The organism is Bacillus cereus (assembly GCF_015071065.1).
In the GTDB taxonomy this organism is placed as follows: Bacteria; Bacillota; Bacilli; order Bacillales; family Bacillaceae_G; genus Bacillus_A; species Bacillus_A cereus_BA.
Window position 1 is genome coordinate 79,892 of record NZ_VOVA01000007.1, and the last position, 15,943, is coordinate 95,834.

A 15,943-nucleotide genomic window follows, 5' to 3' on the forward strand; every position below is an offset into this window, starting at 1 on the left:
TTATAAATGTATACCGAATTTATGACAATATTATTTTAATAAAACAAACATATTTTTGTATAAAAAAACAAAGCATACATTTATTTTGTATACTTTGTCTCAATATGGATGTATTATATATTCACAATTGCTACCTTCTTTATAATTCTTTCATAGAGTTGTTCTGCTAATTCTAGAAAATGATCTGGCATATCTTTCCCTTTAAACTTCTTTTGAAGTGTACCGTATAAACCAATATCACGTAGACGTAAAAATAACGGTAATGATTCGTACCAACTATCCGCCAGTCTGTGCTCATATTCATAACCTTTTCGCAACACTTGTAACTGTTTACAAGCAAATTCTGTCTTCTCTTCTGTAGTCCACGGTGTAAATAGAACAGAGTAATAGAGAACCATTGCTAAATCATGTATAAAGTAATTATACGCTGCATCATCAAAATCAAAGATTGTTAACTCTTTTCCATCATAATGAAAGTTACCTGGATGAATATCACCATGCATAAGACCAAATGTTTCTCTTTCAATTGGAAGAGCCTTTATTTCATCCATTAATACTGCCGCAATCTCTTTCACTTTCTCATCTTCTATTTCATTAACAATCCCACTCTCGTCCTCTTCCCACGTATCACGGTAGTCTGTTTTAGGGTAATCCATTGTAAGGCGATGCAGTTGTCCAATCGCTTTTCCCCACGCTTCAAAGTAAGCATCTCCCCAATAAGGCGATTCTTCTCCTTTTACTTGCTCACCTTTCGCATATGCAAATAATGAAGCATAAAAAGAAGTACCATCCTCCGCTCCGATTTCTTCTACAAGATTTTGAGATATTGAGTCATAAGGACCAGCAGCTTTCGCTCCATGCTCCGCAACATACCGTAAAAAATCTAGTTCGGCCTCTACCTCTTTTTTAGAACGATGGGAAGAATGTGTTAAACGCAAGACGTAATTTTCAGCATTTTTATCCTTCGCATGAAAAATATAATTTTCAAAATCACCAAGTGGTTTTTCTTCCACTGTCACATTAAATACCTTTGCTGCTCTTGTTAAAATCTCTTTTGTAAAAACTCGTTCTACAGCTATTTCCATATGTATCCCTCCTATATATCTTCTTAATTCGACATAAATGTGAGAAGTACTGCTATGAAATTGAATAACGCGTGAGCAACCATAGCTGATAAAATAGAATTTGTTTTCTCATATAACCATGCGAATACTACTCCGCTTAAAAAATTCACCGGTAATGTGTTATATGTTGGGATATGAACAACAGTAAATATTATTGAACTTATAAGTATACCGCCCCATATACCATATCTATCACGAAAAAACGTATAAAAAACACCTCTATATAAAATCTCTTCATAGATTGGTGATATAACCGCCGCTCCAATTACCGCGATACAAAACGAATATATTGATTTATCATTTTGGATCGTCTCCGTTTTACTATTTTCAAAAGAAATCCCCAGTTTCTCCATTATCATTAATACACCAATACTAACTACAATCAAAGAAATAACCGCTACAAATGTCCACAATAAATCTTTCCATGAAAGCTTCCGAATTCCAACATCTTTCCACGACAGTTTATATCTTTTTATGCAAAAAAGGTAAACTACAAACGTAAATATCACTGCCATTATAAGTCCCATTAATACTCCAGCATATAATGAGTTCCCTATTATTTTTAAAGCATAATCATAAAAAAGAGATTCAATCATTACTGGTACAATCAGAAATACGAAAACAAATAAATATAAAATTTCTTTCCATCCCCACATACATTTTAAAGTCATCTACACCATCCCCCTATATCCTATTTTCTTTAGTATAAAAGATGACGTAACGTAACTTTCAAGCTACTTTTTCCCAAATAATTCAAGCGTAATTTTCTCACAAAAAAACAAAATTAACAGAAACAATTTCAATGTAAAGGAGATGAAAATTCACAACAAGATGATAGCAAAAAGCATATGTTTCCATCCCTCCTATATATCCTCTATTTAATTCGCTATATATGTGAGAAGTACTGCTATGAATACTATAAAAAATTCAATCCCTACACATAAAAAAATCTAAAAACAAAAAAGGTTGATTCACTAAATCAACCTTTAAACTATTAAAAATACTATTTCTCAGTTCTTCATCAATTCATTCTTATATATAACATTTATCTTTATATTTACCTATCTTCACCCTTTGTCTGCATTGAATTGAATGTCCAATTTAACTTCAATGCATCCCCTTGAAATACATTTTGCTCTTCCCCGTTATCCACAAATGTGAACATTACATAGAAAGTATCATCATCACCAGGAGCAAGTCCATTTCCTTCTCGGTCTACAACACCTTTTTGCACAAGATCAGGAATACTTCCATTTTGCGTAGCTACCTTTAATTCTGATAATGTAGTAGACCATATTGGGACCTCATTTTTATCCAAATTCCACAAGAAATCAACACGGATGTGATCACCAAAATCAGCATTTCCATTATCTCCTTTAGCGTCGATTACACTGTAATCTGTAAGAAGTTTCACGTCTCCTATTGCTAAGGTTCCTTTGTTAACTAATTGAAAACCGCGCTCCATTTCATCACCCGGTTTAATATTGTCGACATTAATAACAACTTCAGGATTAACGCTCAAATCTAAAGTGCCGGCTGCAAACGTATTTTGTGATACTTCCTTATCACTAAAATACGCATATGTTCCCCCGCCAATTAAAGATAGACCAAGAGCTGCAGTTACAACACCCATACCAAGTTTTTTCTTAATACTCATTTCACAAGTCCCCCCTATTTTTAGAGCTCAAACTACAAATCTTATTTCCATCCCACAAACAATAATAATTAAGTGAATAATTTACCTCATAACGAAACCTAATCAACGTTAAACTATTTACTTCATGTATACAAATAACTATCACTTTAAGAATAACCGGTAATGTTACAGTGAATCATTACCGGTCCATTGTTAGTAAAATCCTATTTAATTCTATAAGCATTGTTTTATCGCTTAATTTACTCTAGAATTGTGCCCACTTATTTTTTTGGTTCTAATCCAATGGAACGCAAGATTTTATCTAACGTCACTGGACCCACATTTTCTTTTGGTTTTTGATTCTCTTTAGCATCTGGACCCTTTTTCAAGAAGTTCTTCTCAATAAAACGAATATCAGTTTCGTTCACAACACCGTCTTGATTCACGTCACCATCTTTAACAGCCACTTTTCCTTTTTCATATGACAGAGCTGCTATTCTAGCATCTTGAATATCTACCATTTTATCGCCGTTTACATCACCTGCAAGGTTGTCGTCCATATCAGCTCTAAAGTTTTGTCCCACTAATTCTCCATCCTGCATTTTCCCTATTTTTGTTGTGAACTTACTATTTAAATGACCTGGCATTTCTACGAAAATATCATATTCTTTATCGCTTACAGGAACACTATGAATTTCAAATTGCCCATTATCATTAACCGTTCCTGTATATTTCTTTCCATCCTTGTCAACTGCGTACACTTTTGCTCCTAGTTTTGTGTAATCATTCTTACCTAAATACCCCTCTTCATTCAAGAATGCTTCTGGTCCAATATACCCTGTAACCGTTGAATGTTTCGAAACAATAGCAAAAGATTTATCTTTAAACACAGGAATCTCAGTACCTTCTGATGCACCAGCTTTTGTATAAGAGAACTTATCTGCTCCAAATGCAGTTAAATCATTAAAATATTCATCGCTCGTCATTTCGAATGTAACATCTAAAAATGGTGTATCTCCATCTAATCCTTTAAATTCTTTTCCTTCCAGTGATGCGCCAACTTTCACCTTGTTTTCCCAAGTTCCTTCTGTATTTATAGCCGGATCTTCTAATTTCAAGTTTAATCCATGTTGTTTTGCATATTCCATAAGCGCTGAATTTGGTTTCACATCTGTAAATTTAAATAGCTGCTTGTTATAAGGAATTTCAAATGTACCTGACATAAGCTGTTTTACATTATTGAGATTTAAAGTTAACGTAATTTTTTCTCCTAATTTTATTTTATCTTTGTCATAGTTTGGAACAGCGTATTCTGTCCCTTCTTTTACAAAGACGTAATCTTTAAATCCAGTTGCCATATTCCCTGCAGTTGCGAGGTCATATCCAAATAATTTTAAATTTAACGGCTCATTTATTTCCTCTGGAAGTACTCCAAATTTAAAATCACCGTTTGCTTGAATTGTATTCAGCCAACCTGATGGAAAGGCCGAGTTCTGATAATATACAATTTGATTAGCTTTTTGGTCATACTGCAGGCCTTTGGACTTTAATGCATCCACTGTAGAATCATAAATATTACCATGCACCCATAATGCCCGCTGTCCGTCTTCTTCTTTGAACATGGAATCATTTACTTCATGAATACCAGGTTGTACATCCTTAAATTTCATTTCAGGTATTACATTATCAATGATAATGCTATCACCTTTTGTATAAGATTTCCCTTCTTTATCATATCCAACGAAGTTCAATTCGTAATCTCCATCAGGTAACATAACAGGTTTATCCCCAATTGGATGAGCAGGATCTCCTGTGAACGGAAATACATATCCTCCCATACCAGAAAACATCATATATTCAACATTCGGTGTTAGACTGCTTGCATTCAGTGTACCGACGATTCCTAATGCCTTTCCTGTTTTTCGATCCTTCACAACCGCATCAATAGTTTCAAGGGGGCTATTCAATTTAAATGCCAACGGCGAACTTGGTCTTTCCATAAATGGATGGAATTTTGATGCATCTGTTGCCATTGCGTCTCTCAGCAAATCTACAGACTCAATCCCTTTTTCTGTGAATTTAACTGCAAATGGCACTTGATATACTTCTTTTTCATTGTCTTTATTTGAAACATGAATATACCCCTCATACCTACCGAATTCCGCATTTTCTGGAATGATAATTTCAGGACTAATTTCCTCTGATGTACCAGGAGCCACTTTAATAGAATCTTGTACGTTCAGCTTCACACCATTCTTCGCTGCATCCTGCACACCTACACTCATTGGTGAAAATTCTACTTCTAATTTGAACTCTTTTCCGTCTGTTTTACTGTTGTTTTTAATTAGAACTTTTCGATTATCTTTAATAGGTCCATTTCCTAATTGGTTTTTATACCCGAATGCAATTGAACCTGTTTTTTCTTCGATTTCTACTTCTTCATCATTTACAACGTTTGATGTTTTATCGATAACCTCGATAGATGCGTCTGCATGAACTGCACGATACGCATCAATTCGGCCTGATCCCACCTCAAATACAGAGCGCTCTTCTTTTAAGTCAACTGCAGTATTCATAAGCGCTTCTTTTACTTCAAACGGACTATAGTTTGGATGTTCTTGCAAAATGAGTGCTGCCACTCCCGCTGTATGAGGAGTTGCCATAGATGTACCTGACATACGTCCATACGCTACCGGATAATTTTCTCCATCCTTTGGATCGTTAATATATTCAGGAACAGTAGAGAAAATAGACACACCTGGCGCTACAATATCCGGCTTAATATCATCTGTTTTAGTTGCAGGACCACGAGAGCTAAAATCGGCTAAATGATCTCCCTCTGTTTTTATATTACTAATTTCTCCAAACGCTAAAGACACATCTCCTTGTGCAGCTTTTACTTGTAATTTCTCACCATCTACTTTCGCTAAGCGGAACGATGGAATAGATGACGTACTTTCTCCAAGATAACTTGTGATTTCACCATCAACATTGTTATATACAATTACGGCCTTTGCACCTGCTTCTTTCGCATTCTTAATCTTTTCATCAAATGTAATCTCACCGCGTTGGATGAGCGCTAATTTTCCTTTTACGTCTTTCCCCTTAAAATCATCTGATTTCCCAAGTCCTGCATATACAACCGATAAGGATTGACCTTTTAAGTCTTCAAGCTTATCAGTAAAGCTCTTTCCAAGTAGCATCATCTTATCCACATGTAAATCACCTGCATCGGCAGAAAATGTCGGGATAGACATCGCAGCGTCACTTGCTCCAACTGTAATTGGAAGTGCCGCCGCACTAGGTGATCCAATAGTACCCTCTCCAGGACCACTATTACCTGCCGCTACTACTGTAACAACACCAGCTAACATGGCATTGTTCACTGCCACAGAAGTTGGATATAAAGGATCATTAATAGACGCACCTAATGATAAATTGATAACATCCATATCGTCTTTCACTGCTTTATCAATCGCAGCAAGAATACCGCTTGTTTGACCACTTCCATATGGTCCTAATACACGATATGAATATAAATCTACATCTGGAGCGACTCCCTTAACCGCATAATCCACATTATTCTTTTTGTCTGCAGCAATTGTCCCAGCTACATGAGTGCCATGGGATGTATAATATGCACTTCCATCATAAATTTCAGGATATCCTCCAGAATTTTGCCAATCCTTATACGTTGTCTCCATTGGATCAGCATCATTATTAACAAAATCCCATCCTTTTATTGAGTTCGGATCTATTTTGCTTGGATCTTCCCCCTGCTCTGCACGATATCCTTTATATGCATCTTTCAAATCAGGGTGGTTATAATCAATACCTGTGTCCAGTACCCCCACCTTAATTCCTTTACCTGTTATTTTTTCAGCATGCAGCTTGTCCACACCAATTTGTGGTACACTATCAGCCATTTTTGGTTCGACAGCCGTTTTAGCTGTTTCTTTCGGTAAATCAATTTTGACCTCACTATCTTCCCATACGCGCTTAACAATACCAGTGCGAACTAAGTCTTCAATCATATTCGCAGGTAACGAAATTGCTACACCATTAAAAGCATTTTTATATTCTCTTGTTATTTTGGCAGATTTAAAATTCGTCCCTTTATCTTTATTCTTTTGAAGCTGTTCAAACTCTGATTTAAATTCTTTATGAGATGCTTCTACCTTTTGTTCCGCAGTTGAAAGAGCTATTTTTTTCCCCTTAGCTGCTTGTTTTAACATCTCGATTTTGCTAGGTGCTTGCTTAAACTCTACAATCACATTCACATTATCAGGACTTGCTGTATTGATGCCTGGTGAAATAACAAAACCTGGTTTTGTATCTAACGTTTTTAAGGCATTACGTTGTTCCTTTGTAAGACCTTTCAATATAGCGTTTGCATCATCAATCCCAGTTAAAGTAGTTGTATTTACCTCTTCTGCCAATACGTTATATGGAATTCCTTGAGACATTAACATACCAACAGTTAGCGTTCCGATAAGTATTTTTCCGAATTTCCCCTTCTTCATAGCGCATCTCCTTATTATTAAAATTATTTTTTCTAAAATAAATCCCCTGAGCTCCTATTTAGCATTGGCAATTCTATCAACCTTGAATCTATTTAAAATAATCGAGAATCTCCAACACTACTACCGCCATCCCCACACTTCTAATCTTCTTTCTATAAAAGCCCCCATAAATTGTTTCCAACTACAATGATTTACAACATGAATTATTAGTAGCGTTAAGCAATAATTCTATTTTTATTATTTCACATTTTGATTTTTCTGAATATTGAACAAAAGGAGTAATTTTTTTCTAATGACTCTATGCCTAAATAGTACAAAAGAACTATCCGCTTCTTTATTTTTGTAATATAAAATAAAGAAACATGATAGTTCTTTTAGACATCTTTTTATTTAATCCAATGGAACCAAGTGATTTCTAACAGCATAAATCACTGCTTGTGAACGACTTTTCACATTGAGTTTTTTAAAAATTTTATTGATGTGAATTTTAACCGTCTTGTCACTAATATATAGAACTTCAGCAATTTCTTTATTACTCAGCCCTTTAACCAATTCAAAGAGAATTTCCTTTTCACGCTCTGTCAGTTCATTTTCATTTGGTTCTAATTTCAGTTGTTGTTGATGATATGTAATTAATTTTTTCGTCATACGCGGATGAATAACTGAGTCGCCTTGATATAACATTCGAATTGCTGCCACTACCTGCTCCGATGATGAATCCTTCAATAAATAACCATCAGCGCCAGACTGAAGCGCATCCATTAAATACTCATCATGCTCATACATTGTAAAAACAAGTACTCGGCAATTAGGATATTTTTTTTTCACTAATCCCGTAGCTTCAATTCCATTTTTCCCCGGAAGATTAATATCCATCAAAATACAGTCTGGTCTACATTCCTCTACTTTTCCCAATACCTCGTCCCCAGAGCTCGCCTCTCCAACCACTTTCATATCAGATTCAACCTCTAGTATGCTCCGAATTGCGTCTCGTAAAAAAGCATGATCATCCACTACTAATATTTTAATCATTTTACGCACCCCTTGTTTGTGAATCTGGAATTAACAGTGTAATTTCTGTCCCTTTACCTACAGAACTATCAATCTGTAAAGTAGCCCCTAGTTGTTCAGCTTGTTCATTCATATGTAATATACCATAATGTGGATCATGCTTCGTTTTAACCATAGACTCAAATAGTGAAAAACCAACTCCATTATCCTTAACCTTTAAAAGCACGTGCTCACTTTGATAACTTAGCAAAACATCAATTTCTTCTGCTTGTGCATGTTTAACAATGTTTTGTAAACTCTCTTGTAATGTATCAAAAATAACTCTTTCTTTTGAAAAGCTGAGCGCACGTGAATGACCTCTTTCATGATATGTAATGTCTAGTTCATATTCTTGTTTTAAAGATTTTATTTTACTTGCTATCGCCTGTTTAAGCCCTAATTGTTGTGTGGGATACGGCTTTAAAGCGTAAATAGAATAGCGAACTTCTCCTAAGCTTTCCCTTAAATCCTTTATACTTTTCTCAACTAATTGCTGCATATCAATAGGTTTATCATGGTATTTTTTTTGAGCGGACTCTAGTTGAAATATCACCCCAGCCAAAGCTTGTGCAATACCATCATGAATCTCGCGTGCAATTCGATTTCTTTCTTCTAAAATCATCCTTTTTTCTTGTTCAGAAATAAGTATTCTTGTTTTAACTATGTTAGCTAATTGGTTGGAAAATGTCGCTAACAACTGCACATCTTCCGGGAAAAAACCAGCACCTCTACTTTTACCTGCAACAAACATCCCGATCAACTCATTATTTACAATAAGAGGGAAATAGACTAAAGAACGTATAACATCCTCAAATACCCCATCTCCTGGTGCTGTACCAACCTTCCAATTGTTAAAAACAGTATTTTCAGTTATTTCACAGAACTCTCCTTTTCCGTCGGAATAATCAGTTATATCATTCTTCAATTTTCCATCCCTCAACTGGATATTCCATTCTCCCTCGTCTTTTGTCCATAATACATATGCTTGTATCCCTAGAAATCCTTTAAGGGATTTTTTTATGTGCTGAAGATTCCCTCCAGATAATCCACGGCTTATTTCTGTCGTAATAAGAAAAAATTCGTACAATCTTTCTTTTTCCATCCGTATTCGTGCAGAAAATGAACTAATGATAGAGATTGCCACAAGTGGGAAGAAAAAGAACAAAACAATAATTCCTTTTAGCTCTAAAGAATATTGGCTATCTAATATGTGTATAAGAACAGCATAGAATAGACAAAAACTTTCACAAAAAAAGACTGATATATTTTTTTGATTCCATCGATGTATCGAATATGTCTGAGGAAGAAGTACCATTAGTAAATCATAAAAGAGATTGTTGAAAAAACAGAAAAATATACTAAACAATAGTAAAAATAATAAGTTCTCATATAAAACTTCCATATTTATTACACTGGAAAACCACACCATACATTTGCTAGAAAACCATTCTGCTAACACAAGGCTAAGAGCATGCTGTGTACTATTAAAAAGCATCCTTTCCATTGGAGAACGCCGAAGCAAATGAATAATTAAAGTAACAAATACAAGAGCGAGCGCGGTTATATGTGTCCCAAACAACAAAAGCATGGAATAAATAATCGGAAAGCTAAGTGAACTTACTCCCCTCCAAAATCGTACAGGAAAATACTCTGTGATCCCCATAAACAGTACTAACAATACTAGTATTGTTAGATGAGAAGGGATTTTAATTTCAAGTAAAGAGATAGCTATAGTAATTAAACCAAAAAAAGAAATGAAATAAAGATAAAAGCTAGCAACTTTTTCTCTCATAGAAATAGAATCTACATCTTTCAAAACGATCCCTTCCTTCTTATATATTTTCTCTATTATCCAACAAAAAACCGGCACTGGCAAAATGGAAAAATCTCCACTAGCCAATCACCGGCTGTGTACTACACCTAAAAAGGCAAGACACAATACTAGTATAAATCGATTCTCATAAATTTCCTATTCACCAAACGATGTAATTATGCATACCGCTAGGCTTATCCTCTATAGTACAAAAGATATATATTAATATCGCTAATCTAATATACGCTTTCTTTCCATCCCCTACTTCTCACTTTCTTTATTATAAAAGATGACGTAACGTAACTTTCAAGCTACTTTCTTAAAAAGAATACAAGCATAATTTTTTCATAAAAAGCAAAAATTAACAGTGATAATTCAATTCTAAAAGGGTGGGCCTTATGACAGAGCAAAGCAATAACCAACAAAAAAATAAAACGAAGCATATGTTTCCATCACTTTCGGAAAATGTTAATTACATTGAAAATAAGCTCTGCCATTCTGATGATATAAAAAAATTAGATGTTCCTTTTCAAAATGGAAAAGGAACAATCTTATATATCGAATCTTTAGCAGACCCAAATTTAATTCATCAATTAGCTCTTGAACCATTATTAACTCGATCTGATTTGTCTTTAGAAAAAGCTTTTTCTACATTGAATATGAAAAAAGAAACAAATTTAAATTATGGTGTGCAACTTTTATTACAAGGAAAATCATTATATTTTCATGAACAAGTCGACAGTTTTTGTATTTTCGAAACAGCTTTATCTTTAAAAAGGGATATAGCAGAACCTGACAATGAAGGTGTTGTACGTGGACCGCATTCTGGTTTTGTAGAAGATTTAGCTACTAATTTAACTTCCATACGGAAACTCATTAAAAGTCCAAATTTAGTCGTTAAGTATTTTACACTCGGTGAAGAAATGCACACGAAAGTGGCAATTACTTATATTCAAAATATAGCTAATGATGACCTCGTCATAGAAGTGAAAAGAAGATTAGAAATGATTAAGACAGACGCACTTATGCCACCAGGTTACATACAAGAATTTATAGAAGACACGTCTTTCTCACCATTTCCACAACAATTAAATACAGAGCGTCCAGATAGAACTGTTGCTAATTTAATGGAGGGACGAGTTGCTATTTTATCTGACGGAGATCCAACAGCTCTTATTGTTCCTGTTACGTTATTCGCTTTCTATCAATCACCAGATGATTATAATAACCGCTGGATTGTCAGTTCTTTCGTCCGAATGATTCGCTTAGTCAGCTTTTTAATTGCCTTTCTTTTGCCAGCTATATATATCGCAACAGTTGCTTTTCACCCTGATGTGTTGCCACTCGAACTCGTTTATACAATTAAAGCTTCATTAGAAAAAGTACCGCTCCCTCCCATTTTTGAGGCTCTCTTAATGGAATTGATTTTCGAACTATTACGAGAAGCTGGTATTCGTCTCCCAAGCCGCGTTGGACAAACAATCGGTATTGTAGGTGGTTTAGTAATTGGTGATGCAATTGTAAAAGCCGGACTCGTTTCTTACACAATGATTATCGTTGTAGCTTTAACTGCAATCTCATCTTTTCTCGTTCCATCAAACGATATGAGTTCAGCAGTTCGGATCCTTCGTTTTCCGTTAATGATCCTTGCTGCTATATTCGGGTACGTAGGAATATCATTTGGTCTAATTATAACTTTCGTTCATTTATGCCAGCTACATTCATTTCATACACCATATCTTTCTCCTATTGCCCCGATGCGGATAAAAGATATGAAAGATTCTTTTGTACGACTTCCAATTTGGTCGTTTTGGGAACGACCTCATGATCCAAAGCCGAAAAAAATGCAACGACAACATGTAACGAGAGAGGATGAGAACGGTGACAAACACGCAAAGTAAAATTTCACTTGTTCAATTTACCTTTTTCGTTATTCAATGCCAAATCGGGGTTGGTATACTTTCTCTACCAAACCGTCTTCACCCAATAGCGAAAGGTGGTGGATGGATTTCTGCTCTCATCGCTGGTTTTGCGATTCAACTTATTATATTACTTATGTGGCTTTTCTTAAAACGATTTCCTGATGCAGATATGTACGAAAGTGTTTGTATGCTATTTGGTAATAAACTTGGAAAGTTATTAGGTTTTTTTTATATTTTCTATTTTACTCTTATCGGTATGACCGTCATGTTAAATGCATGTAACGTCATTAAAGTATGGGTCTTACAAGCCACCCCTTGGTCTGCAATTCTCATACTATTTACAATAGCTTGTTGCTACGTAGCCTATAATACGTTTAAAGTGATTGTACGATTTTATGTCATGGCTTCTATTCTTATTATCCCAATGGCACTTTTAATTGCACTTGGGCTCACACGAGCTGATTTTTCTTATATTTTCCCCATTACAGAGGCTGGATGGTGGAATATTATTCAAGCATCAAAAGAAACAATTACAGCCATGTATGGTTTTGAAATTATTCTTATCGCTTTCCCAAAAGTAAACGGGAGTTCTGTGGCAAAACTGAAGGCTATTTCTATCGCTAATGGATTTGTAACTCTTTTTTATGCCTTTACTGTTTGGATTTGCTTTATCGTATTTAGTCCAAAACAAGTTGAGCTTATTCCAGAGCCAGTTGCTTACTTACTACGCTCCTTGCATATCGGGATTATAGACCGGACTGATTTACTATTCATACCAATATGGATGATAACAGTTGTGGCTTCTATTGCTAGTTATTATTGCGCTGCTTCAATCGGAATCGGAAATATATTCAATCTCGCTAATCATAAAAAGGCTGTTCCAATCGTTGGTATTATTGCTTTTAGTGTAGCCTTATTTATAGATACACCTGAAGAATTAAAAGTAATTTCAACTTTCACTGATAAGTTCACCTATATTTTCATAGTTGTTCTCCCTCTTTTATTTCTACTTTATTCAGTAATAAGAAATAAGAAAGGAGAACAGTATGTTCAAAAAAAGAGTTAAACTACTTTTTATATTATGTGCTAGTTCATTCCTTTCTGGCTGTTGGGATCAAGAACCATTAAGAGAAGCCAGATTAGCTTATAGCATTGGATCTGATATTACGGAAGAGAATAAACTCCAGCAAACAGTCGAGCTCGTAAAAAGTTCAAGCGGAGAGCAATCTTCATTCGAGAATGAAATACATTCAGCAACCGGGCATAATATAAGGGATACAAGCGATGCCCTAAAAAAAAATGTAACTGGGAATATTCGCTATTTCAAATATGGTGTTCAATTACTAGGAACCAAAATTCTAAAAAAAGGTATACTACCCTATTTAGATGTTAGCTTTCGGGATCCAACAAACCCAACTGCTTTAGTAAAACTTATTGCAGTAGATGGTGAAACATCCGAGATACTCGAAAAAAAGAAAGTAGGAAATTTACTAATTGGAGATTTTCTAAAGAAAAAAGTGAAAAGCTTAGAAGATATGAGTGTATTTCCAAAAGAAACTTTAGAAACAGCCGCTACAAAAATGTTAGATCCCGGTAAAGACTTTACCCTCCCTTCTATAAAAATAAAAGGAAAAGAAGTAATTACAAACGGGTTAGCTTTATTTAACAACGATAAATTAACTGGGCATTTACCTTTGAAACAATCTGTTTTATTCGTGTTATTAACCGGAAAAATGGGAACAAGTGCCCGTATAACCCAAAAACTTACTAGCGATGAATCAGAGAAGACATCTGATTATTTAACAATGGAAGTGAGCAATCGGAAACTAAAAAGAGACTTGAATATAACAATTGACAAAAAAGGAAATGTTTACGCTCATCTAAAACTAAAGCTACAAGTAATCGCTCTTGAAGCACCGAGAGATAATCTTTATAAAATGGGAGAAAGAAAAAAACTAAACAAAGAATTATCTAAGCAGCTCACAAAAGAAGCAAAACGCATAACGAAAAAACTACAAAAAGCAAATTGTGATGCTTTAGGGATTGGCAGACATCTTATCGCTTATCATCCTGATTTATGGAAGAAAAAAAATTGGAATAAAGATTATGCAAAAGTGAAGTTCAAACCAGAAGTAGAAGTAAATATTTTATATAGCGGTGTCTTAAAATAAAAGGTTGTATGCCCCGCGGGCATACAACCTTTTTATTTTGTATATAGATATACAATTGATTCATAAGGTCTTAAGTTAAGATTTGTAATATCTCTGCTTGGATCTTTATAATTTGATACTACTACTTCTTGTTTCATTCCATCCAATTGAACATTCACTGGTGCAGAATACGTTATTTCTTCTCCATAGAAGTTATTGATAACAAGTAATACTTCATTATTTACAGTACGTGTATATGCCCAAACCTTAGGATGATTCCCATCTAAAACATCATATTTTCCTTCTGTAATTACATCGTATCTTTTTCTAAGTTCAATTAGCTTTTTATAATGATAAAATACAGACTCTTTATCTTCTAATACCTTCTCTACGTTTATTTCTTTAAAGTTTTCAGCTACAGAAATCCAAGGTGTATTTGTTGTAAAACCACTGTTCACCTCTTCATTCCACTGCATCGGAGTACGGGAATTATCACGAGACTTCTGTTTTAAAATCCCCATAATCTCTTCTTTTGATAGTCCTTCCTCTTGTTTTATATCATATATATTTAACGATTCCACATCACGATATTGCTCAATAGAATTAAAGTTAGGGTTCGTCATACCAATTTCTTCACCTTGATAAATATAAGGCGTACCTTGCAACATATGCATAGCCGTTGCTAACATTTTAGCTGATTCATTTCGGTACTTCCCATCATCTCCAAAGCGTGAAACAATACGGGGTTGGTCATGATTACACCAAAATAATGCATTCCATCCTCCGCCCTTTTGCATTTCACTTTGCCAATCGGACATAATTTCTTTTAATTTTATGAAATCAAAATCAGCTTTCTTCCACTTATCACCATTGGGATAATCTACTTTTAAATGATGGAAACTAAACGTCATACTTAGTTCATTACGCTCTGGGTTTGAATATTTAATACAATTATCAATTGTCGTAGATGACATTTCTCCAACTGTAATTACATCTTTCCCTTCAAAAACATTTCGGTTCATTTCTTGTAAATATTCATGGACGCGTGGACCATCCGTATAATATTTACGCCCATCACTTGTAGCCGTGGTGCCCTCATCACTTAAAAATCTTTGATCTTTTGAAATTAAGTTAATAACATCAAGGCGGAATCCTTTTACCCCTTTATCAAGCCAAAAGCGCATCATATCATATACTTCTTCACGAAGCTTTTCATTTTCCCAGTTTAAATCAGCTTGTGTCTCATCAAATAGATGTAAAAAATATTGGCCTGTCTTCTCATCATATTTCCAAGCAGATCCACCAAATTTAGACTGCCAATTATTCGTTTCATCACGCCAAATATAATAATTACGATACGGACTATTTTTATCTTCTTTCGCTTCTTTAAACCACTTATGCTCCGTCGAACTATGGTTTACAACAATATCGAGCATAATCTCAATATCACGTGCTTTCGCTTCTTCTAAAAGCTCTTCAAACTCTTCCATCGTTCCGTAAGACGGGTCTATACGATAATAATCACTGACATCATAACCATTATCGTTTTGTGGTGATTCGTATATCGGCGTTAACCAAATATAATCCACTCCGAGTTCCTTTAAATAATCTAACTTCTCTGTAACTCCTTTTATATCACCGGTTTCTTTATTGTAGTAACTATTAAAGCTCTTCGGATAAATTTGATAGACTACACTTTTATGCCAATCCTTCATGCTTAACTTC

General features: G+C 34.8%; 10 protein-coding genes. 3 read left to right on the plus strand and 7 right to left on the minus strand.

The annotated features are described in order from the left end of the window. Window positions 1–113 precede the first annotated feature (113 nt). The 6 genes from FT637_RS18370 to FT637_RS18395 form a co-directional block, all read right to left on the minus strand. Window positions 114–1,085, minus strand: a complete 972-nt coding sequence (locus tag FT637_RS18370; RefSeq protein WP_193647526.1) for a phosphotransferase enzyme family protein — start codon at window positions 1,083–1,085, stop codon at window positions 114–116. Between the two features lie 23 nt (window positions 1,086–1,108). Next, complete coding sequence (locus FT637_RS18375; protein WP_193647527.1) at window positions 1,109–1,795, minus strand: CPBP family intramembrane glutamic endopeptidase; 687 nt, start codon at window positions 1,793–1,795, stop codon at window positions 1,109–1,111. Window positions 1,796–2,181: 386 nt separating this feature from the next. Then, on the minus strand, window positions 2,182–2,781 hold the full coding sequence (locus FT637_RS18380; protein WP_002169164.1) for a TasA family protein: 600 nt from the start codon (window positions 2,779–2,781) through the stop codon (window positions 2,182–2,184). A 260-nt stretch (window positions 2,782–3,041) separates the two neighbouring features. Then, on the minus strand, window positions 3,042–7,283 hold the full coding sequence (locus FT637_RS18385; RefSeq protein WP_193647528.1) for a S8 family serine peptidase: 4,242 nt from the start codon (window positions 7,281–7,283) through the stop codon (window positions 3,042–3,044). Between the two features lie 390 nt (window positions 7,284–7,673). Continuing rightward, window positions 7,674–8,315: a response regulator gene (locus tag FT637_RS18390; protein ID WP_193647529.1), complete on the minus strand. Its 642-nt coding sequence runs from the start codon at window positions 8,313–8,315 to the stop codon at window positions 7,674–7,676. A gap of 1 nt (window position 8,316) precedes the next feature. Further along, window positions 8,317–10,149 (minus strand): GAF domain-containing sensor histidine kinase, encoded by a 1,833-nt coding sequence (locus FT637_RS18395; RefSeq protein ID WP_193647530.1) that lies wholly within the window; start codon window positions 10,147–10,149, stop codon window positions 8,317–8,319. Window positions 10,150–10,544: 395 nt separating this feature from the next. On the opposite strand from FT637_RS18395, the gene gerKA reads away from it, so the two are divergent. From gerKA to gerKC, 3 genes are read left to right on the plus strand one after another with little or no spacing between them, the layout of a single operon-like run. Then, window positions 10,545–12,047 (plus strand): spore germination protein GerKA, encoded by a 1,503-nt coding sequence (gerKA, locus tag FT637_RS18400; protein ID WP_193647531.1) that lies wholly within the window; start codon window positions 10,545–10,547, stop codon window positions 12,045–12,047. Beyond that, window positions 12,028–13,134, plus strand: coding sequence for a GerAB/ArcD/ProY family transporter (locus tag FT637_RS18405; RefSeq protein WP_193647532.1), 1,107 nt, complete (start codon window positions 12,028–12,030; stop codon window positions 13,132–13,134). The genes gerKA and FT637_RS18405 overlap by 20 nt, the downstream gene beginning before the upstream one ends. Continuing rightward, the gene (gerKC, locus tag FT637_RS18410; RefSeq protein WP_193647533.1) at window positions 13,115–14,239 is read left to right on the plus strand and encodes a spore germination protein GerKC; all 1,125 of its coding nucleotides are present in this window, start codon (window positions 13,115–13,117) and stop codon (window positions 14,237–14,239) included. Before FT637_RS18405 ends, gerKC begins: the two co-directional genes overlap by 20 nt. Before the next feature lie 32 nt (window positions 14,240–14,271). Here gerKC and treC read toward each other — a convergent pair whose 3' ends face one another. Further along, window positions 14,272–15,933 (minus strand): alpha,alpha-phosphotrehalase, encoded by a 1,662-nt coding sequence (treC, locus tag FT637_RS18415; protein ID WP_193647534.1) that lies wholly within the window; start codon window positions 15,931–15,933, stop codon window positions 14,272–14,274. Between the last annotated feature and the right edge of the window lie 10 nt (window positions 15,934–15,943).